16 protein-coding genes are annotated in these 20,751 nt (G+C 37.9%); 8 read left to right on the top strand and 8 right to left on the bottom strand.

Features of this window, described 5'->3' with window-relative positions:
* Window positions 1-101 precede the first annotated feature (101 nt).
* Window positions 102-668, bottom strand: coding sequence for an elongation factor P (efp, locus tag GD597_RS14545; RefSeq protein WP_171608612.1), 567 nt, complete (start codon window positions 666-668; stop codon window positions 102-104).
* Between the two features lie 299 nt (window positions 669-967).
* Between efp and GD597_RS14550 the strand changes: the two genes are divergently transcribed.
* Both GD597_RS14550 and lnt read left to right on the top strand, forming a co-directional pair.
* Window positions 968-1,372: an RNA recognition motif domain-containing protein gene (locus GD597_RS14550; RefSeq protein WP_171608613.1), complete on the top strand. Its 405-nt coding sequence runs from the start codon at window positions 968-970 to the stop codon at window positions 1,370-1,372.
* A 326-nt stretch (window positions 1,373-1,698) separates the two neighbouring features.
* Complete coding sequence (lnt, locus tag GD597_RS14555) at window positions 1,699-3,294, top strand: apolipoprotein N-acyltransferase (protein WP_171608614.1); 1,596 nt, start codon at window positions 1,699-1,701, stop codon at window positions 3,292-3,294.
* Between the two features lie 112 nt (window positions 3,295-3,406).
* On the opposite strand, the gene GD597_RS14560 is transcribed toward lnt, so the two are convergent.
* The 3 genes from GD597_RS14560 to GD597_RS14570 are packed head-to-tail and all read right to left on the bottom strand — an operon-like array spanning window position 3,407 to window position 4,505.
* Window positions 3,407-3,820, bottom strand: coding sequence for a hypothetical protein (locus tag GD597_RS14560; protein WP_216368593.1), 414 nt, complete (start codon window positions 3,818-3,820; stop codon window positions 3,407-3,409).
* Window positions 3,817-4,170, bottom strand: coding sequence for a hypothetical protein (locus GD597_RS14565; protein ID WP_171608615.1), 354 nt, complete (start codon window positions 4,168-4,170; stop codon window positions 3,817-3,819). Before GD597_RS14565 ends, GD597_RS14560 begins: the two co-directional genes overlap by 4 nt.
* 56 nt (window positions 4,171-4,226) lie before the next feature.
* The gene (locus GD597_RS14570; protein WP_171608616.1) at window positions 4,227-4,505 is read right to left on the bottom strand and encodes a YtxH domain-containing protein; all 279 of its coding nucleotides are present in this window, start codon (window positions 4,503-4,505) and stop codon (window positions 4,227-4,229) included.
* A 262-nt stretch (window positions 4,506-4,767) separates the two neighbouring features.
* Here GD597_RS14570 and GD597_RS14575 point away from each other — a divergent pair, with 262 nt between their 5' ends.
* The 4 genes from GD597_RS14575 to GD597_RS14590 all read left to right on the top strand — a co-directional run bounded on the left by GD597_RS14575 (window position 4,768) and on the right by GD597_RS14590 (window position 9,643).
* Window positions 4,768-5,316: a GNAT family N-acetyltransferase gene (locus GD597_RS14575; RefSeq protein WP_171608617.1), complete on the top strand. Its 549-nt coding sequence runs from the start codon at window positions 4,768-4,770 to the stop codon at window positions 5,314-5,316.
* A gap of 218 nt (window positions 5,317-5,534) precedes the next feature.
* Window positions 5,535-6,002 (top strand): hypothetical protein, encoded by a 468-nt coding sequence (locus GD597_RS14580; RefSeq protein WP_171608618.1) that lies wholly within the window; start codon window positions 5,535-5,537, stop codon window positions 6,000-6,002.
* A 33-nt stretch (window positions 6,003-6,035) separates the two neighbouring features.
* Entirely contained in the window at window positions 6,036-6,518 is a 483-nt protein-coding gene (locus tag GD597_RS14585; RefSeq protein ID WP_171608619.1) for a hypothetical protein, read from the top strand.
* 269 nt (window positions 6,519-6,787) lie between these two features.
* Window positions 6,788-9,643 carry a S8 family peptidase gene (locus tag GD597_RS14590; protein WP_171608620.1) on the top strand — a complete coding sequence of 952 codons (2,856 nt, stop codon included), beginning with the start codon at window positions 6,788-6,790 and terminating at the stop codon, window positions 9,641-9,643.
* Window positions 9,644-10,035: 392 nt separating this feature from the next.
* Here GD597_RS14590 and GD597_RS14595 read toward each other — a convergent pair whose 3' ends face one another.
* Window positions 10,036-10,536 carry a GtrA family protein gene (locus GD597_RS14595; protein WP_171608621.1) on the bottom strand — a complete coding sequence of 167 codons (501 nt, stop codon included), beginning with the start codon at window positions 10,534-10,536 and terminating at the stop codon, window positions 10,036-10,038.
* A gap of 135 nt (window positions 10,537-10,671) precedes the next feature.
* Between GD597_RS14595 and argS the strand changes: the two genes are divergently transcribed.
* The gene (argS, locus tag GD597_RS14600; RefSeq protein ID WP_171608622.1) at window positions 10,672-12,447 is read left to right on the top strand and encodes an arginine--tRNA ligase; all 1,776 of its coding nucleotides are present in this window, start codon (window positions 10,672-10,674) and stop codon (window positions 12,445-12,447) included.
* A gap of 314 nt (window positions 12,448-12,761) precedes the next feature.
* Here argS and GD597_RS14605 read toward each other — a convergent pair whose 3' ends face one another.
* The 3 genes from GD597_RS14605 to glgB all read right to left on the bottom strand — a co-directional run bounded on the left by GD597_RS14605 (window position 12,762) and on the right by glgB (window position 17,816).
* Window positions 12,762-14,672: a sulfatase-like hydrolase/transferase gene (locus tag GD597_RS14605; protein WP_171608623.1), complete on the bottom strand. Its 1,911-nt coding sequence runs from the start codon at window positions 14,670-14,672 to the stop codon at window positions 12,762-12,764.
* A 104-nt stretch (window positions 14,673-14,776) separates the two neighbouring features.
* Window positions 14,777-15,730, bottom strand: a complete 954-nt coding sequence (locus tag GD597_RS14610) for a nitrilase family protein (protein WP_171608624.1) — start codon at window positions 15,728-15,730, stop codon at window positions 14,777-14,779.
* A gap of 118 nt (window positions 15,731-15,848) precedes the next feature.
* Window positions 15,849-17,816, bottom strand: coding sequence for a 1,4-alpha-glucan branching protein GlgB (gene glgB / locus GD597_RS14615; protein ID WP_171608625.1), 1,968 nt, complete (start codon window positions 17,814-17,816; stop codon window positions 15,849-15,851).
* A 137-nt stretch (window positions 17,817-17,953) separates the two neighbouring features.
* Here glgB and GD597_RS14620 point away from each other — a divergent pair, with 137 nt between their 5' ends.
* Window positions 17,954-20,749 (top strand): outer membrane beta-barrel family protein, encoded by a 2,796-nt coding sequence (locus GD597_RS14620; RefSeq protein ID WP_171608626.1) that lies wholly within the window; start codon window positions 17,954-17,956, stop codon window positions 20,747-20,749.
* Window positions 20,750-20,751 lie beyond the last annotated feature (2 nt).

Here is a 20,751-nt window from a genome sequence, read left to right on the forward strand (position 1 = left end):
TTGGCTAAAAGTGCAGAAAAATAAAAAAATCATCCTGCGCAATTAGTAAAAAAAAGACAGTAAAAAACTGTCTTTTTCGAATTACATATTAAAATTAATTATTATTCTTTAACACGCTCAACATATTCGCCACTCTTGGTATTAATCCTTATCAGCTCGCCATCATTTACAAATAGGGGCACATTCACTGTGGCACCTGTTTCGATGGTGGCTTGTTTTAGGGCACGGGTGGCAGTATCACCTTTAAGGCCAGGTTCGCAATAGGTAATTTTTACAACAATTTTTTCAGGCAATTCGGCGCCAATTGGCATATCTGTTTCGGTGTTTACAAATACAAATACTTCGCTGCCTTCTTTTAAAAACTGAGGTGCGTCAATCATTTCTTCGGCCAAAGCAATTTGCTCAAAAGTTTCGTTATTCATCAGGTTAAAGCCTGATTCGTCTTTATACAAATATTGATAGGTTTTCTTTTCAACCCTTACCGGAAAAATGTTTTCACCACTATTCCAGGTTTTTTCAATAGAACGTTTATTATCAACCCCTTTAAGTTTGGCCCAAACTTTTGCTGCTGCTCTTGCGGTTTTATTCTCGCCAAATTCAATAACAGAATACAAACTGCCGTCCAGTTTCAAAATCATTCCGCGGCTGATATCTGCTGTACTTGCCATAAATAGTTTTTTTATTAGACGGCAAAAGTAGTAATTGACTTTTAAATTACCACTACTATTCAAATACCATTTTAAAGAAGCATGTTTTTGGCCCGAAACATTAAAAAAAATTTAGATTTTGAATCATTATTGCATAATCAAAAAAAAAAATGTAATAAATCCCGTTTTTTGAAGAATATTTTTATTTTCGTATATCCAAAGAGGCAGTGCGACCATACTCTTGAACGTTTCCGGTAAATGTTTTTAGTTTTGGGTTACTGAATTCTGTTGGCTTTTATTCACTTAACTTTTTTTTCAAAATGAACATTTACGTTGGAAACCTGAACTGGAACATGACCAGTGAAGACCTTCAAAACCTGTTTGCTCCCTATGGCGATGTAATCTCAGCAAAAATTGTTACTGACAAATTTAACAACAACCGCAGCAAGGGCTTTGGTTTTGTTGAAATGAGTGATGATGATGCTGCACGCACAGCTATTAGCAACCTAAACGACACTGATGTATCAGGTCGCAAAATTGTAGTAAACGAATCTGCACCCCGCAAAGAGGGTGAAGGTGGCTACAAGAAAAAACCTTACAGCGGTGGCGGCGGTGGCGGCTTCCGTGGTGGTAATGGCGGCGGCGGAAACAGCGGTGGCGGTTATAACCGTAACCGTGGTGGAAGCGGTGGAAGCAGTAGTGGCGGTGGTTACAACCGTTATTAATATACGTTCAACCAAAACGCATTAAGTCTGGCAAAATTTGCCAGACTTTTTTTATTTTAACCATCTCCTATATTAAATTTTACATTTTACAGTCTTTACAAATGATGTTTTATATGGTTTACCAGCCCCTCTTACTGCTGCCATGTAAGAGGAACCCTGAACCGAGCGTGGCAAGTAAAGCTTAATTATTGTTCTATTGCCTGCTCCATAAATTGTTTTTCCTGCAAATATTGAAAAGGTATTTTACCAAAATAATATTTATGAGAATTTTCTGTGCCGGGTTTTACCCTGTAACAAACTTTTACCGATATTGCCCAAAAAAATAATTGAATAAGTTAGCAAATACCACAAAAGCATTATTGGCAGGCAGTTTACTTTTTGCTGCCTGGCCGGTTTCTCCACTTACTTTTATTATATTCATTGCATGGGTGCCACTACTTATGGTGGCAGATAATACAACAAAGAAATTATCCTTTTTTTGGTATACGTTTTTAACAACGCTTGTTTGGAATGTATTAACTACCTGGTGGATATGGAATTCTACCGATATTGGATCCATAGCAGCCATGGTGGCCAATAGCCTGTTGATGACCTTGCCTTGGTGGGGCTATTTTATTTTTAAAACCAATTATGGGAAAAGAACTGGTTATATATCGCTGGTGTTTTTTTGGTTGCTATTTGAATATATACACCTTAACTGGCAACTAAGCTGGCCATGGCTAACATTGGGTAATGTATTTGCGCAACAAATTAATTGGGTACAGTGGTACGAATTTACAGGCACCAGTGGCGGTAGTTTATGGATATTATTGGTAAATATTTTGCTCTACGATACATGGATACAAATAAGGAACAAATCAGTAAAACCTTTGCACATATTAATACTTACTGTTGTTTGGGTTTTACCTTTTGTTATTTCTTTTCTTGTAAAACCGGAAACCAATCAAAACCCTGTTGCCAATAGCAACAATGTTATAATTGTACAACCAAATATTGACCCCTACAGCCAAAAATTTGACCAATCCACCATTTCAACACAGGTACAAACATTTATACAATTATCAGAACAGGCATTAGATACCAATACAAGACTTGTTGTATGGCCCGAAACTGCATTACCCGCAGCAGTTTGGCAGGATGAACTTAAAAACGCCAGTATATATGCTCCTGTTTTTGATTTTGCAAACAGGCATCGCAATATTACCATTGTAACCGGTGCAGAAACTTTTAAAAGCTATGGCGCGGAAAAACTAACCACATCTGCCCGATTTAACGAAAACGATAATAGTTATTACGATGTGTTTAATGCAGCTGTAGCTATAAAATCAAATAGCCCTTTGCAGTTTTATAACAAAAGTAAATTGGTGCCCGGCGTTGAAACCTTACCCGATTTTTTACTTTGGATGGCACCTGTTTTTGAAAAATTTGGTGGTACCGCCAGCGGCTATGGTAAATCAGCTGAATCTGCCGTTTTTATTGAGCCTGGCAACCCCTATATTCCTGCCCCAATTATTTGTTATGAAAGTATTTATGGCGAATATGTAAGCACTTATGTACAAAAAGGCGCAAATATTTTAACCATTATTACCAACGATGGTTGGTGGGGCAATACTCCTGGCCATAAACAGCACCTGGCTTATGCCAGACTAAGAGCAATAGAAACCAGAAAATGGGTGGCCCGTAGCGCCAATACTGGCATATCGGCCGTGATTGATAATGCAGGAGCGATACAACAAACACAGCCATGGGATACTGCAGCGTATATAAAAGCTGCTATACCACCAGTTAGCGGGGAAACCTTTTATGTAGCGCATGGAGACATTATATCTACCATTGCTATGGCTATTGGAATATTGCTGATTGTTTGGAATATATTCATGCAATTGCGCAAAAAAAGCATCATTAAGCAAATGCGCAAATAGGCCATGGGCCAGGCAATTAATTATTGTGGCATCGTCTCTTGCGTCGCACTCTTGTGCTGTTGGATATTTTGGCGTCAAACAAAATTTTTATATGATTCTCTTTGATAAAAAATTATTCCCACTCTTCCTGTAGCTTTTGCTTTTGGGTTGTTGAAAAATGCAACACACGATTAAGCAAATGTCCAGCTGCCATTTTAATACCATTTGAATTACTGGCTACAACATTGGCTATTGCAAATTGCAAAAAGGTACCTGCCAGTTTTTTAAGCGGGTTATGCGAAAATCCAAATAAAATTTTCTTTGATAAATAGCCTGTTGAAATACCAATTACATTATTTAATAAAGTATCCTTTATTTGGGGAGAAGCTGACACTTCCTGCAACGTTTTTTTTAGCAGGTTAATGGGCTGTAAACTTTCATAAACAATATGCACCTGCTCTTTTAACATGGTTAATTGTAGGGCCTGTTTACTTTCAGCCAACAAAATAGCTTGTCGCAAACCAATGGATTCATTGTGCTTTCTCATTCTTTATTTGATTTTAGCATGCTAACAATCAGGCTATTACTTACACTTGTCTTTATCCATTCCTTTCTGAAAATATATACTACCAATCCTATAAGCATGTATACCCCTGCCATTATAAAAAAACCATTATACAATGCCCCTGTTAAAGTGCCAAGCCATATGGCAAGTCCAATACTTACCAGCAAGGCAACGCTTGCAAACACTATAAAAAGTATAATAGTGATTGCAAGCGAAGAAACTATATCTGCGGTTTTGTCAATTGCTTTTAGGGTAACCAGCTCTATTGTTGTTTTGCGATAGTCTTCTACTTTTTCAAAAATAGTTTCTAATGAAGTTGGCTGGTTATACATAATATAAATTTTAAAGCTAGAGAAATTGCTACCTCTAAAGAAATTGCAATTGTTTATCAGGAAATTGAAGATTTCGCCTCTTTCTTTACCTCATCAAAACGCATTTTGCCATTGGCAATAAGATCGTTTGCTTCATCTTTGGTACGTTCATATTTATTGGAAATTGATTCTACCAAATCTTCAAATTTCTCCTGCAGCGATTCTGCGTAATCTTCGCCTTTATTTAAAATTTTACGCCTTGTTCTAATACCTTTTTCGGGTGCAAATAATATACCCAGCAATGTGCCTGCGGCAACGCCTGCCAGCACTCCTAATAATACTTTACCTGGTGTCATGTTTAAACTTTTTAATGATAAAAAATATTTTATAACGTACAACATTGTGTTACGTAATGCAAAGTGAACTCATATAAAAAATTACCAGTTACACAATATTGAAAATATGTTTCATAATTCACATATTAGTCCCCCCCAGCTCTCTTTTCATTACTGTTTGAACTGAATTTGTAGCATTCGGCATTAAATATTGCTAATTCAACATTACTTAATTGGTATACAATAAATTACTAAAGTATATTTACATTAACCCCATTTACACATGCAAACACCCCAATTATCTGTAAGAGAATTAAGCATTGATGATATTGCCCCTCTAACCCAATATTGGCTTTCATGCACCAATGAATACCTGCATGGTATGGGTGTAGATGTAAATAAAATGCCTGCAAAAGAATGGTGGATACAATTGCTGCAACAACAGTTATTAACGCCACATGCCCAAAAGCAATCGTTTTGCGTTATATGGCATTTAAATGATGAACCTGTTGGTCATTCAAATATTAATAAAATCATTCCCTCACAGGAAGCCTATATGCACCTCCATATTTGGAAACAGTCAGCCAGAAAAAGCGGATATGGATTACAATTTATTTATAAAACCCTGCCTTTTTATTTTAATACCTACCAGCTGCAGCATCTTTACTGCGAGCCTTATGCACTTAACCCGGCCCCAAATAAAACACTGGCCAAAGCTGGTTTTACCTTTTTAAAAGAATATATCACCACCCCCGGATTTTTAAATTTTGAACAACCCGTTAACCGATGGCATTTGAGCAGAAATGCATTTATGCAATTGCAACACTCATAGTTTTTTTATACCTGTAGATAGTTAAATTTTATTATAAATCACCTGCTGCCACTGGATCAGAACCTTGAACCGAGCGTGGCAAGTAAAGCCCCATTATTAATCGGCCGCCGGCTAACAAATTGACTTTTACGCTTACTACTTTAAAAGCTTTAACAACTATTTGATACCAATACAGAAGTTTGGTACGTTTCATGCATGCATACATAAACTTCTGTTACATGAAACCAGTTATTTCCATATTACTACTAATAATATGCAGCTATAAAATACAAGCCCAGTCTAATTATAGCAGGGCCATTGGTATAAAAATACCGGGAGGCTTTTCTGTTAGCTACAAACAATTTGTTGCCGATACAAAAAATTTGGAAGCCCAGGCCACTATTTGGAATAAAGGCTTTAGGGTTAGTGGTTTATATGAATTTAATTATTACAATTTTAATACCGCCGGACTTAGCTGGTTTGTTGGACCCGGCGCCCACATTGGCTTTTGGAAAGAGGATAGTCCCACGCCCAAAACTGAAAACAGTAAAATTGACATTGGTATAGATGGCATTATTGGTCTTGATTACAAAATAAAAAATGCACCCCTTAATATTAGTTTAGATTGGCAACCCGCCATTACATTAATAGGCACTGCCGGTTTTACACCTGCATATGGTGGTGTAGGTATACGTTACACATTTTAACCTAGTTTATAAAAAAACACAAAACACAACAATATGAAGAAAAAGATGATGGTGGCCACCTTGCTTATTTTATTGGCAGGTATAACAGCACAGGCTCAAAGTACAGGCAGCACTTACAAAACAGCGGTGGGTATTAAATTTTATCCGGGTGCTGTAAGCGTAAAAAGTTTTATCAAAGAAAATAAAGCCATTGAAGGTTTGGGCTACTTATACAGCGATGGTTTCAGACTTACTGGTTTATATGAAATTCATGGTGATATTGAAGGTGTTGACGGACTTAAATGGTATGGTGGCCCCGGCGCTCATATTGCCGCCTGGAACAACAATTGGAAAGACCAGTATCCAACCAGAGATGGAGGCATAGCCATTGGTATTGATGGTGTGTTGGGCCTTGATTATAAGTTTAATGGACTGCCCATAAATGTTAGCTTGGATTGGCAGCCATCCTTCAATTTTGTGGGTTATAATTATTTTGAAGGAGGTTGGGGTGGCCTTGGTATACGCTATACTTTATAAATATTTTTTTAGCCAGGCTAAATAACAGGTATGGCGCTTTACTTGCGTCGCACTCTTGTACGTTAAGCAATATGGCAGCAATAAAACATAACACTCCAAAGGGGGTAAGCATACCACATATTAACCCTTTATACAGCAATAAGCCATTGTAAAATTACAATGGCTTATTGCTGTTTTACAATATACTTAAAGAAACAATTAACAAACAGCTAAAAAGGATTGTATATTTTTGAATGGAAATGCTATTACATAGAATTCAATTATTTGCAATGAGGTATATTATTTTAATGTTTATTTGCTGCATAACAGAGCCTTTATTTTCACAGCAAAACACCTCAGCGAAAACCACAACTACCAACATCAATTATTTCGAAGATACCAGTAATTCACCCACCATTGCTAATGAGGTAACACGCACTTATCTGGTTAAAATTACGGAAGGCAACAATACATTATTTACAAAACGCTTTAATCAACACATATTAAGGCAAATTGATAAAAACTGGTTTATTGTATCAGCAACCAAAAAAGAGCTAAGTGCTTTTACCCAAATAAGCACCATTAAAAAAGCAAATAATAACTGGAAGCTAAGTGCTAATCTTAAAACAAATGCCGCAAAAAATGGCAATTACTTCATACAAATTCATCCGGCTGATAGTTTGGATTTTGAAAATTGGTTGGCGCAACACAAGGCAAGTGCTATTATTTTAAGTCGCTACCCTTCCCTGCAGTTGTACGAAATTAAAACCTCTGCCGCTTTTGTAAAAGAGCAATTATTGCCTAATGCCTTTGTTGTTTTTATTGATTCGAAACCAAACAAGCCTGTTGAAGAAACTTCAATAAATGACTATGATAACAGCGTAAATGCCACCAATTTATTTTTTGCAAAATATCCATCAATAAATGGTGCTGGTTTAACCACATCAGTTAAAGAAAATTTGTTTGATAGTACCGATATTGATTTTAGTGGAAGGTATCTGCATACCAATTTTGCGGGCAGTCAGCAAACCACCCATGCCAGCATAATGGCCACTTTAATTGGTGGTGGAGGCAACAGCTTTTTTTCCGGCAAAGGAGTAGCATGGGGTTGCCGTTTATCTTCGGCATCTTTTACCAATTTGCTGCCCGAAAGTAATGCCAGTTACCAGCAATATAATATTAGTGTGCAAAACCATTCATATGGGGTTGGGGTTGAAAATTTTTACGGTGCAGATGCTGCCGCCTATGATAAAAGCATGTTGGATAACCCAACACTACTACATATATTTTCTGCCGGCAACTCGGGTAGTGCCACGCCAACAGATGGTAATTATGCCGGGCTTGCAGGTTTTGCCAACCTAACAGGGAGTTTTAAGATGGCTAAAAATATCATAACGGTTGGATCGGTTGATTCATTTTATCAGGTACCGGTTTTAAGTTCAAAAGGCCCGGCCTATGATGGAAGGATTAAACCGGAACTGGTGGCTTATGGTAACGATGGCAGCTCCGGTGCAGCAGCCATTACTTCTGGCGTGGCGTTGGCCGTACAAAGCGCATATGCCAGTTTACATAACCAGGTATTACCAGAAAATGCATTGGTAAAAGCTATCCTCATCAACAGCGCCGATGATATATTAACTCCCGGACCGGATTTCTATTCAGGCTATGGAAATGTAAATACCTATAAAGCTGTAAAAGACATTTTATCGGGTAATATATTTAATGGTACAATTAGTCAAAATGAAATAATCAATCATTCCATTAGTATTCCTTCAAATGCCATTAATTTGAAAATTACCCTTGTTTGGAATGATACGGTTGCCAATACAAATGCTTTTACCGCTCTGGTAAACGATGTAGATATCAGCCTTGAACAAAACAGCAATCAACAGATAAATTACCCATGGGTATTAAATAGCGCTGCAATAACAGATTCTTTATTACTGCCTGCCAAAAATGGAATAGACAGCCTTAATACTGTTGAACAAATTTATATTGCAAACCCGCCGACAGGTGATTATATCATACATGTAAAAGGAACCAAAATTGTAACCAACCCACAAGCCTATTATATAGTATACAGATGGGATACGGCCAATACATTTGAATTTATTTCCCCGGCAAAAGAGGACCACTTTACTGCAGGTTCGGCTGCCATATTTCGCTGGCAAAGCAATTACAATACCGGTACCACAGGGGTATTGGAATATAAATATACGGGTAGCAATAACTGGCAAACCATTGATGCCGCTGTTAACCTGACACAACTTTATTACAAATGGAATACCCCGGATACATTTGCATTGGTAACTGCAAGATGCATTATTGGCAGTTCTATTTATGTTAGCGATACCTTTAATTTTTCACGACAATTATACCCGAAAATTGGATTTAGTTGTTCCGACTCTTTAATGATTTATTGGGAAGCCATTAAAGGTATTTCGCAATATGAAGTGCTTAAACTGGGTAATACTTATTTGTTGGAAGCAGCACTAACCAACGACACCAGTATTATTTTACCAGTTAATTATTTGCAGAATAAATATGTAGCTGTAAGACCGGTATTTAGCGCCGGCCATACTGGTGTAAATAGTTATACATTTGATTATAGCACACAAGGTATTGGTTGTTATATCAGCAATTTTTTAGCCGATCTAAACTCCAGTAATAATGCCAGCTTACAACTGTCACTGGGAACGGTTGTAAATATTAATCATATTGCTTTTGAAGAATTGGGTTTAAATGGATGGGTGAATATTGCCACATTAACACAGGTTACCCAGCTGAATAATAGTTTTGAAGACAATACCTTACACAATGGCATTAATACTTATCGTGCTGTTGTTACTTTAAATAATGGCACTGTTTTGTATAGCAATACCGCTACTGTATACTATTTTGGCAATAATACCATTGTGCTGTTTCCGAACCCGGTGCCACAAAATGGCAAACTGGTAGTATTATCCAATAATTTTTTGGCAAATGCACTTACTATTTACGATATGATGGGGAAAAAAGTATTACAGGAAACAATAAGCAATTTGCGTCAGGATATTCCCATACATAGGCTTGCAAAGGGTATGTATATTGTTCAAATTACCCGAAATGATACCATACTTTATAATGGCAAATTACTGATACAGTAAAGTATACCCTTCGCTAATACTGCAGTTTTTTGCCGATAAAAGAACCGGAGGCACAAGAGTGCGACGCAAGGGAAGATGCCAACTTTACTGCTGCCTGGCTAATAATTATCTGTTTAAAATCTAATAAAACAAAAGACCCGTAAAAATACGGGTCTTTTAAACTTCATAGGATTGTGGTAGGTTTTGTCTTTAGGATACGGATGGTCGCTTTCTAAGGGTAAAGGGTTGAATACTGTTTGCTTTTATTAACACTGTAAAATTACAGCCGCACCCAAACTATGGATGTAGTAATGCGATTAAAGATGATTTATAAAATGTACTTTTTTAGTGTAGAATATTTTCTACATCATAACCATTCGCTGCTTTTTGGCAGGTATATAACAATAGCAATTTTATACTTTAGCTGACTTGAAAGAGAAAAAGCGTTGTGCCAGATAGCTGAATGTGATTACAAATACAGAGGTAATCATATTGGCAGGCGTAGGATACCAGCCAAAAACCTCGATAAATAATTTTAGTAATATATACTTTAATAGAATAGCGCCGGCTACAGTTACAAAATAGCGGAAAAGTTGGATACCTTTTTTTATTTCAGATTCGGGGAAAACAACATAACGGCTTAAATAAAAACCAATGGGGAAGGTAAACCAGATAGAAAACAGGTATTCCGCTGCTATATAGGGCTTTAAAGCAAAAAAACCAAGGTCTACTGCCGGCTTTAGAAAAATGAAATTATTGGCAATAAAGTACAGAAATATACCAAAAGCCGTATTGCCCCCACCACAGGCTGCATACCTGAAAGTTTGCAGCGGCATGATTTTTTTGAACGGAGGATAGAAAATATCCACCACCTGCAAAATGGTTTTCTTTAGCCAGAAATGCAATTTGATCATAAACGGCGGCGAAGGTAATTGTTTAAATGATTTTATGTTGTTAAAAGCCAAAGCCGGGTTTATACCACATTGAATTGGGTTTTAGCAATGCTGCCAAATTGCTTTTCTGTATTTTTGCCACCCAAATTAATTAAGATGAGTGTTGTTGATTTTATAAAAGAGGCTGCAGCAGCTGCAATTAAGGATATTTATCAGGTTGATATCAATCCTGAACAAATTACCGTAAATGCCACAAAACCAGAATTTGAAGGCGATTATACCATTGTATTGTTTGCGCTAATAAAACAATTACGCCAATCTCCCGAGGCCATTGGTAATGATATTGGCAAGCATTTAGTAACCCAACAACCTAACCTCTTTAGCAGCTTTAATATTATAAAAGGGTTTTTAAACCTCGAAATTGCTAACCATTTCTGGTTATCTTTTTTAAATAGAGAGTACCCAAATAGTCAATATGGAATACAACCATCCAACGGTAAAAAAGTAATGGTGGAATATTCATCCCCCAATACCAACAAGCCGCTGCACCTTGGGCATTTACGCAATAATTTTCTGGGCTGGAGCATTGCAGCCATATTAAAAGCCAACGGCTGCGAGGTTATAAAGACCTGTATTGTAAACGATCGCGGTATTCATATTTGTAAAAGTATGATTGCCTGGCAGCTTTTTGGCAATGGGGCCACACCACAATCTACCCAAATGAAAGGAGACCATTTTGTTGGTGACTACTATGTAAAATTCAACGATGTTTATAAACAGCAAATAGAAGAATTAACTGCCGGTGGCATGACCAAAGAACTGGCCGAAAAAGAAGCGCCTATTTTTAAGGCTGCCCAACAAATGCTGATTGATTGGGAAGCAGGCAAACCCGAAATAATGCATTTATGGAAAACCATGAATGAATGGGTATACGAGGGTTTTGGTGCCACCTACCAAAAAATAGGCAGCGATTTTGACAAAACCTACTATGAAAGTGAAACCTATTTATTGGGTAAAGATTTGGTAGAATCTGGCCTGGCCAAAAAGGTATTTGAACAGGAAGCAGATGGCAGTGTGTGGATTGACCTAACGGCAGATGGACTTGACAGAAAAATAGTAAGAAGAAGAGACGGCACATCAGTATATATGACACAGGATATTGGCCTTGCCGTAAACAAATACGAGGAGTTTAAATGCGACCAAAGCATTTATGTGGTGGGCGATGAACAGAATTACCATTTTAAAGTATTGAAACTGATTTGCCAAAAACTGGGCTTACCCTCTGCTGATGGTATAGACCATTTAAGCTATGGCATGGTAGAATTACCTACCGGTAAAATGAAAAGCCGTGAAGGTACCGTTGTAGATGCCGATGATATAGTAGAAGAAATGATTAGCATTTCTAAAGCTAAAACAGAGGAACTGGGCAAGGTAAAAGACTTTACCAGCGATGAATTAACTGAGCTATACAATACCATTGGCCTTGGTGCCTTAAAATTCTTTTTGCTAAGGGTTGATCCTAAACGTAAAATGATTTTCAACCCGGAGGAAAGTATAGATTTTCATGGTTTTACCGGGCCATTTATACAGTACACCCATGCCAGAATAAAGAGCATTTTGCGTAAACTGGACGCTACTGTACCTCAACCCGCGGCCGGTATATTATTGCCATTGGAAAAGCAGGTTATTGCACAACTTGAACAATTTAATTCAGTAATTGCAGAAGCGGCGGCAGAGCAAGACCCTTCTAAACTGGCTATTTATATTTTTAATCTGGCCAAGACATTTAACTCATTTTATACTGAGCATTCTATTGCCAATGCCGAAAGCAACGAAAAGCAACACCTGCGTAAACACATTGCACAACTCACTGCGTATACCATTAAAAATGGTATGCAATTACTGGGCATTCAGGTGCCGGAACGAATGTAAAATGCTTGTATTACTATTTATGCAGTAGTATGTTTTGGGCCAGGCAATAAGTTTTCATGGCAGCTTTACTTGCGTCGCACACTTGTACAACAGCACTTGCAGCAGCTTTTAACAGCCAACTGCATTTGGTGTTTACAAACTGTTTGTGAACAGCGCCAGATAGCCATTACAAACAATCTAACTGAGCAAACAATCCTAATTGTATTAGCTGCTGCATAGCATTACCATAGCACAAACCTGCGACGCAAGTAAAGCCAATTTGCTACCTACTGCCGGGTAAATAAATAGGCTTATTATTAGCTCTTGCTATTAATTTATTTACTTAGCCACTGTATATTAAACAGGTTTAACTGCTGCCTGAAACTATCAATTAACGCAGGTGATGTAGCCGAAATAAGATTATGTTTTTCGTACAAATCATTGGTTAGGCTGTACAATTCTTCGGTGTGTGTTTTACCATTGTATATGTATTTTATCAAAGCACTATCGCTGCGCAACATTACTGCATAATAATCTCCCATCTGATGATACGAATATTTTTTTACCGTTCCATTTAGCAGCGAACAGCCTTCCCAGCTTGCAGGTATGGGCAAACCCAGCCGGTCTACAATGGTGGGCGCTATATCCAGAGCAGTGGCATATTTCAGCTGATGATATTGTACACTATCACTATCGTAAATAAGCAAGGGTGTTAAAATATGATCGGTATATACATTTTTGGTATGGCCGTAAATGCCTCTTTCTCCAAGTGCCTCGCCATGATCTGCGGTAACAATTACTATGCTATTTTGTAAATAACCCTTTTGCTGTAAGGTGTTAAAAATATTGCGAATAAAATAATCGGCCTGCAAAATACCATTGTCGTAATTATTGGTATATTCTACTCTATTCTTATTATGACGGCAGGGTGTAAATTGCTGAAAAGCCGCATATTTTTTGCCTGTAAAGTGTGCTGAGTTTAAATGAATCTGAAAAAAAGAAGGGTTGTTTTGATAGTTTTTTACCAAACCTAATCCCTCAAAAATAATACTATCATCATTGCGGGTATAACGTCTTGCGCCAGACCCATCCAGGTAAACGTTAAACAGGGTATCGTTGCCATAAAAAGATTTAAGATCGTAATAATTGGTATGATCGCCTGATATTAAAAAATTAATCTCGTACCCTTTATCACGCAACAGATCCTGAATTGAAAAATTAGAGTGCCCTATATGGCTCCATATTTTTGAGCGCTCTATACCCAAAATACCTGCAAATGAGGCACCTGCCGCTGAAAAGCAAATATTTGCCTTTTGCAAATGGCCATTGTTGTACATGCTATCTAAAAAGGGACTGGTTTTTCTACCATAACCATACATGCTCAGGTGGTCGGCCCTAAGTGCATCTACAATAATAATTACTACGTTCTTTTTTTTGAATTGATTTGTATCCGGATAATTTTTTCTTATGCTAATATCTTCCTCACCCTGTTGCAGGGTTTGGTTTTGATAAATAGTTCTGTCGGTGAGTAACACCCTGCTAGCAGGCTCTTCCAGGTACTGCATCCTAAGTATGCATTTTTCTCCATAACCCTCTGCAATAACCATTGCTACAAGTATACAGGCAAAACAAGAAATCAATGTAGTTAGCTGTAACCTGTTTGAAGAATGCCTCCATATTTTTATGTATTTAGTGGCATAATAAAATGGCGTTGCAAACAATTCAGCACACCAGCGTAAGGTTGCCACCATAATCAGGCAGGGAACACCAAACAATGCAGCATACACCCAAACAGCACTATAAGATGTGTTACTAATTAAGGCATCCATATTTTTTAGATAGGACCAAAAAAGTAGCATCGTAAATGGTCTTGAATTATACTCCTGCCCAATAAAAGCCAGTATATAAACAAAATAAAGTAGGATGGTAACACTGGCCCAGCAAAAAGCCATTGCATGTTGTAAAGCAATGCTATTAACCGACGAAAAACAGGCAAGCAAGCTTCCCGTTATAATTATACAGCCATACATGCTCACCACAAAAGCTACATGCCAGCAAAGCATAAATGGCGGACATTGAATATATTGTTGATAAGCAAATGCAACAATACCAGCCAGCAGTAAATGCCCAATAAAAAAAGGAAGAAATAATTTTTGTGGATGGTAATTAAATGCAGGCATAATTGTAAAAACGGGCAAACCCTCTGTAAACAAAGCTAATATTTCTATGCACTTAAAAACAAACATGTAAAAGCCAATGTATGAACCTGGCTAAAAACATGGTGCGGCTTTACTTGCGTCGCACACTTGTACGGTTAGATACTTTATGCAGCAAAACAACAGCCTGCAGGTTACTGTGGCTTCTCTAGCCACACTACATTTTGTACAGACTGGTGTGGTTTACCAATAATGTCTGCATACAATTCAGGTCTTCTGGCATTGGTATAACGGTAACCACCAGCCTGTGTAAGCTTTTCCTGTGTAATAGTGGCAATGATAACATCGTTACCCAATTTGCGACATTCAGCAATAATATCGCCAAAGGGATCAACAATCATTGAGCAGCCATTTTTTAGCTGATCATCATCCATACCAATGGCATTTGCAAATACAGCGTAAATAGCATTATCGTAAGCCCGGGCTGGCAGCCATTTCATCAGCCATTCACGGCCTTTTAAACCATCAAATTCTATGCGCAGTGATGTTGGATTGGTTTCACGGCTGTACCATAAAGCTGCATCTACAAAACCGGCGCCGGGCCTGGTAGAAGGCGTACACATGGTTACGTGCGGCATAAAAATAATATCGGCGCCCAATAAATGGGTGGCCCTTACATTTTCTGCAATATTGTTATCGTAGCAAATAAGGATACCGCATTTCCAGCCTAATAATTCAAAAACGGTATAACTGTTACCAGGTGTTATATGTGTATTTATAAATGGGTGCAATTTTCTGTGATTGGCAATTAGCCCATTTTTATCAACACAAACAAAGGCTTTGTAAATAGTATCGTTATGGTCTTTTTCAAAAAGGCCGGCAAGCACAATAATGTTATTTGCGGCTGCCATTTGTTGTAAAGCATGTATACTTTCCCCTGTGGGAATATATTCTGCTATATCCAGCATTTGCGCTCTTGAAAACTTTCTTGCAAATGCATAACCGGTAATGCAACTTTCGTGAAAGCAAATAATATCAGCACCCTCAGCGGCTGCAGTTTTGGCCAAATTGGCCATTATAGAAAGGTTATGTTCTTTATCGCCGCCTTTATGTTCAAATTGGGCAATGGCAATGCGTAATTGTTGCATGGTGGTAGTTTTACCCTAAGTATAATTGAATGGCACCCGAATTGCTGCCCATTGATTGGAACGTACAAGTGTGCGACGCAAGGAACGATGATTACCCAATTTACAGCCGGGCCAAAAATTATTTTAAAACAATAGCGCTAAGGGCCGGCAATTGTACAGATAGTTTGTACCATTCACTTTCCTCATCGGTAATTTCGAAAGGAATAGTTGGATTGTATACATCGCCGGTGCCCCAAAATTCTATATTGTTACTGTTGAATATTTCTGACCATTCTTTTTTACCCTGCACATGAACAGGCCAGTCTTTGCGCACTATGGGAGTCATGTTTAACACTACCAACACATCATCTTCGGGGTTAAGTCCTTTTCTTTTGTACGTAATTACAGAATCAGACCGGTGGTTAAGGTCTACCCACTCGAAGCCACCTGGTTCAAATTGCTTTTCATACAAAGCCGGCTCGGCACGGTAAAGCTCGTTAAGTTTTTGTACACAGTATTTCATGCCTCCATGGCTTACATGTTTTAACAGTTCCCAGGGAAGTTCGCTTTTGTAATTCCATTCGCTGGTTTGCCCAAACTCATCGCCCATAAATAAGAGCTTGGCGCCGGGGTGGGTAAACATATAGGTATACAATAGGCGCAGGTTGGCAAATTTTTGCCATTCATCGCCTGGCATTTTATATAGCATGGGACTTTTGCCATGTACCACTTCATCGTGGCTAAGTGGAAGCATAAAGTTTTCGTCGTAGAAATACATCATGCTAAAGGCAAATTTATCCTGGTGAAACTGCCGGAAGATGGGATCCATTTTAAAGTAATCCAGCGTATCATGCATCCAGCCCATCATCCATTTCATTCCAAAGCCTAGTCCACCATCGTAAATAGGTCTGCTAATTTTTGGCCAGTCGGTAGCTTCTTCGGCAATGGTTTGAATATCGGGAAAATCGCGGTACAGGGTAATATTAAGGTCTTTAATAAATGAGATGGCTTCAATATTGCCATTGCCTCCAAATTCATTAGGCTCCCATTGGCCGGCATTACGGCTATAGTCGAGCCGCAGCATAGAGCTAACGGCATCTACCCTTAAACCATCAATATGAAAGCGGTTACACCAAAAATGTGCACTGCTGATGAGAAAGCTTTTTACTTCGCCACGGGCATAGTTAAAGATATAACTGTTCCAATCGGGATGGTAACCTTTGCGCATATCTGCGTATTCGTAGGTATGTGTACCATCAAACATAAACAACCCGTGTGAATCGTAAGGAAAATGGGATGGCACCCAATCAATAATTACGCCTATGCCAGCTTTATGAAAAGCCTCTACCATGGCTGCAAAATCCTGCGGACTGCCGAAGCGGGAAGTGGAAGCGAAGTAGCCCGTACCCTGGTAGCCCCAACTGCCATCGAAAGGATGCTCGTTTACCGGCATAAATTCTACGTGTGTAAAACCCATTTCCTTAACATATGGCACCATGCGCTCCGTTATTTGAGCATAGGTATTATACCGTTCTTCATCATTTTTATCGGGGCGCATCCAGCTGGCCAGGTGCACTTCATATACGCTCCATGGAGCTTTAAGATCGTTGTGTTTTTTTCGGGTTTGCATCCACTGTTCATCATCCCAATCATAAAATGTTCCCCAGGTGATGGAAGCAGTAAGGGGGCGTGTTTCCCAAAAATGGGCATAGGGGTCGCCTTTATCTAAACGCAAACCCTGAAAACCGTGTATATGGTATTTATAAGATTCGCCTGCCAGTACATTAGGAATAAACCCTTCCCAAATGCCAGAACTGTCTAAACGTACAAATAGCTGATGGGTTTCGTTATTCCAATCGTTAAAATTACCAATAACACTTACCTGCGTAGCATTTGGTGCCCAAACGGCAAAATAGGTACCCGGAGTATCCAATACGGTAAATTGCTTATTACCCAAAAGATTGTACATAGTAGAATGGGTACCTTGCTGAAAACGGGTAATATCGTCTTCGGTAAGTATAGAATAATTCCAAACAGGTTTAGTTGAATCAACAAAATGAATGTCTTCGTATTTTTGCAAAGCGCCAATATGTTTATTATTTGCCATTGAAGTTGTTTTTGGTTTCCACTTAGAAAGGGAAAATTGCCATTGACATAAAATTAGTAATCCTTAACAGTTTACACAGCTCAAAATAAGCAAATTTGTTGGCAATAATTGGTTTTAAAAATCGTTCAAATGCAACCATGAAAAAAATACTGCTGCTTTTTGGAATTTATATACTGTACATTTCTACTGCAACGGCACAAACTGCCGTTGTAAAAGGTGTTATAACGGATACCACCAGCAAACAAAATTTGTTAAATACCTCGGTGGTTTTACTAAATGCAAAAGACTCCATGATGGTAAGCTTTACACGAAGCAATGCCAAAGGATTTTTTGAAATAAAAAACCTAAAGGCCGGCAAGTACCTATTACTCAGTTCATACCCCAGTTATGCAGATTATGTTGATGCCATTAACCTTACTGATACATCAATTGTTGACCTTGGCCGGATTGCAATGATTTTAAAAGCCAATATATTAAAGGAAGTAATTGTAAAACAGCAAATAGGTGCCATTAAATTAAAAGGAGATACGACCGAATATACTGCAGATAGTTTTAAAGTGCAGGCCAATGCCACCGTAGAAGACCTGCTTAAAAAACTTCCAGGTATACAAATAGATAAAAACGGGAACATAACTGCACAGGGAGAAAAAGTACAGAAAGTATTGGTAGATGGAGAAGAATTTTTTGGTGATGACCCTACACTGGTAACTCAAAACCTCAGGGCAGATATGATTGAAAAAGTTCAGGTTTTTGATAAAAAAAGTGATCAGGCCGATTTTACTGGAATAGATGATGGAGAGAAAAACAAAACCATTAACCTTAAACTTAAAGACAATAAAAAGAACGGCTATTTTGGAAAGATAAATGCAGGTGGAGGAACAGATGGATATCATGACAATCAAGCCATGGTTAATATTTTTAAAAACAAACAAAAATTTGCCGTTTATGGTATTGTATCTAACACAGGTAAAACCGGATTAAACTGGCAGGACAGGGATAATTATGGAGAAAGCTTTTTAAGCAATGCCGATTATGATGAAAACAATGGTTACTTTTCAATTAACGGCAGCAGCGATTTTTTAGACTCCTGGGATGGGCAATTCAGGGGACAAGGTTTTCCACTAGTGCAAACAGGCGGCATACATTATAACAACAAATGGAATGATGACCGACAAAATATAAACGGGAATTATAAAATACTTCAACTGCATATGAATGGCGGCAGTGCCACCAATTCACAATATATTTTACCTGATACTTTGTACTACAACAATTACAAAGAAGATTTTGCCAAACAAATTTTGCGTAACCGCCTGAACGGCAGCTATGAATTTAAAATTGACAGTTCTTCCTCTTTAAAAATAACCGCAGATGGAGGGATTGACCATGCCATCAGTAAAACAGTGTCTACCTCGCAGGCTTTAGACATTAATTTACTTCCAGTGAACAGTAGTGATAGAACATTATCATCCGAAGGAGATACACGTACGGTAAACAGCAATTTATTGTGGCGTAAAAAATTTAAAAAGAAAGGAAGAACCATTTCCTTCAACCTTAGGCAAAGCTTTTCCAACAACGATGCTACCGGCTATTTGTATTCAGAAAACCAATTCTATAGCAAAGGTGTAATTGCACAAAAACAAATTACCGACCAATATAAAACTACTAAAACAGTTAACCAGGGGTACGACACAAAAATTACCTATTCAGAGCCTTTATCTGCTTCTTCTTCGCTGGTGTTAAATTATGGTATTGTAGTAAACAATAGTAATTCCACACGCAACTCTTTTAACAAGGATGGTGGTGGAAAATATAGTGAGCTGGATAGTATTTACAGCAACGATTATCGCTTTAATATACTTACGCACAAAGGGGGATTTGCTTATACCCTGGTTAAAAAGAAGCTCCGCTTTAGCGCTGGCAATAATGTAGGTATTACTTCCTTTAACCAAACTGAAAACTTTACAAAAAGCGAGGTAAAAAGAAACTTTATTAACTGGTACCCATCAACATCGCTTTCTTATAAATTTAGTTCTCAGAAAAGACTTTCATTTAATTATTATGGCAATACGCAACAGCCATCCATTAACGATCTTCAGCCGGTGGCCAGTAACGATGACCCTTTAAATATTTACATTGGCAATCCCAATTTAAAACCTGCTTTTGAAAATGAGTTTAGCTTTAATTTTTCAGATTACAAAGTACTTACTGATAGAAACTTGTGGACAAGCTTCTCTTATAATTTTACAGGTAATGCCATCAGCAGCAGAGACAATATTGATACTTCAGGCAAAAGAATATACCAAAGTATAAACGTGACTGGCAACAGATCTTATAATGGATATATAGACTATGGTTTTAAACTAAAGAAAATAGATTTACGCCTGGGCTTTAATGGCAATTTTAATGCGCAGCGCAATGTGAGCATTGTAAACGATGTAAACAATATTACCAATAGTGTTAGCTATACGGCAGGAATGTACCTAAGTAAAGATGTAGACAAGAAATACAGCATCAGTATTTCGCCCAATGCCACTTATACCAGTAGTACTTCATCTGTACAAAAATCTATTCAAACCAATTACTGGACCTTTAGCTTATCGCCCAATGTAGATGTATACCTGCCACTTAAATTCCAGATACATAGCGATGCTGATATCAATTTCAGGCAAAAAACTTCTGTGTTTGATAATAATACCAACGTAATACTATGGAATGCCTGGGTAGGTAAAAAATTCATGAAAAAAGATGCACTGCTGCTAAAAGCTACTGTAAACGATTTACTAAACCAAAACCTTGGCTTTAGCAGAACAGTAAGCAATAATTATATTACGCAAAATACATACGCAACCATTCAACGCTACTTTATGTTATCGGTTGTATGGAATTTTACCAAAGCTGGCACAGCTTCTCCAGGTGGCGATGACGAGTAAAC

The sequence above is a fragment of the Limnovirga soli genome (assembly GCF_013106755.1).
Taxonomy (GTDB): domain Bacteria; phylum Bacteroidota; class Bacteroidia; order Chitinophagales; family Chitinophagaceae; genus Limnovirga; species Limnovirga soli.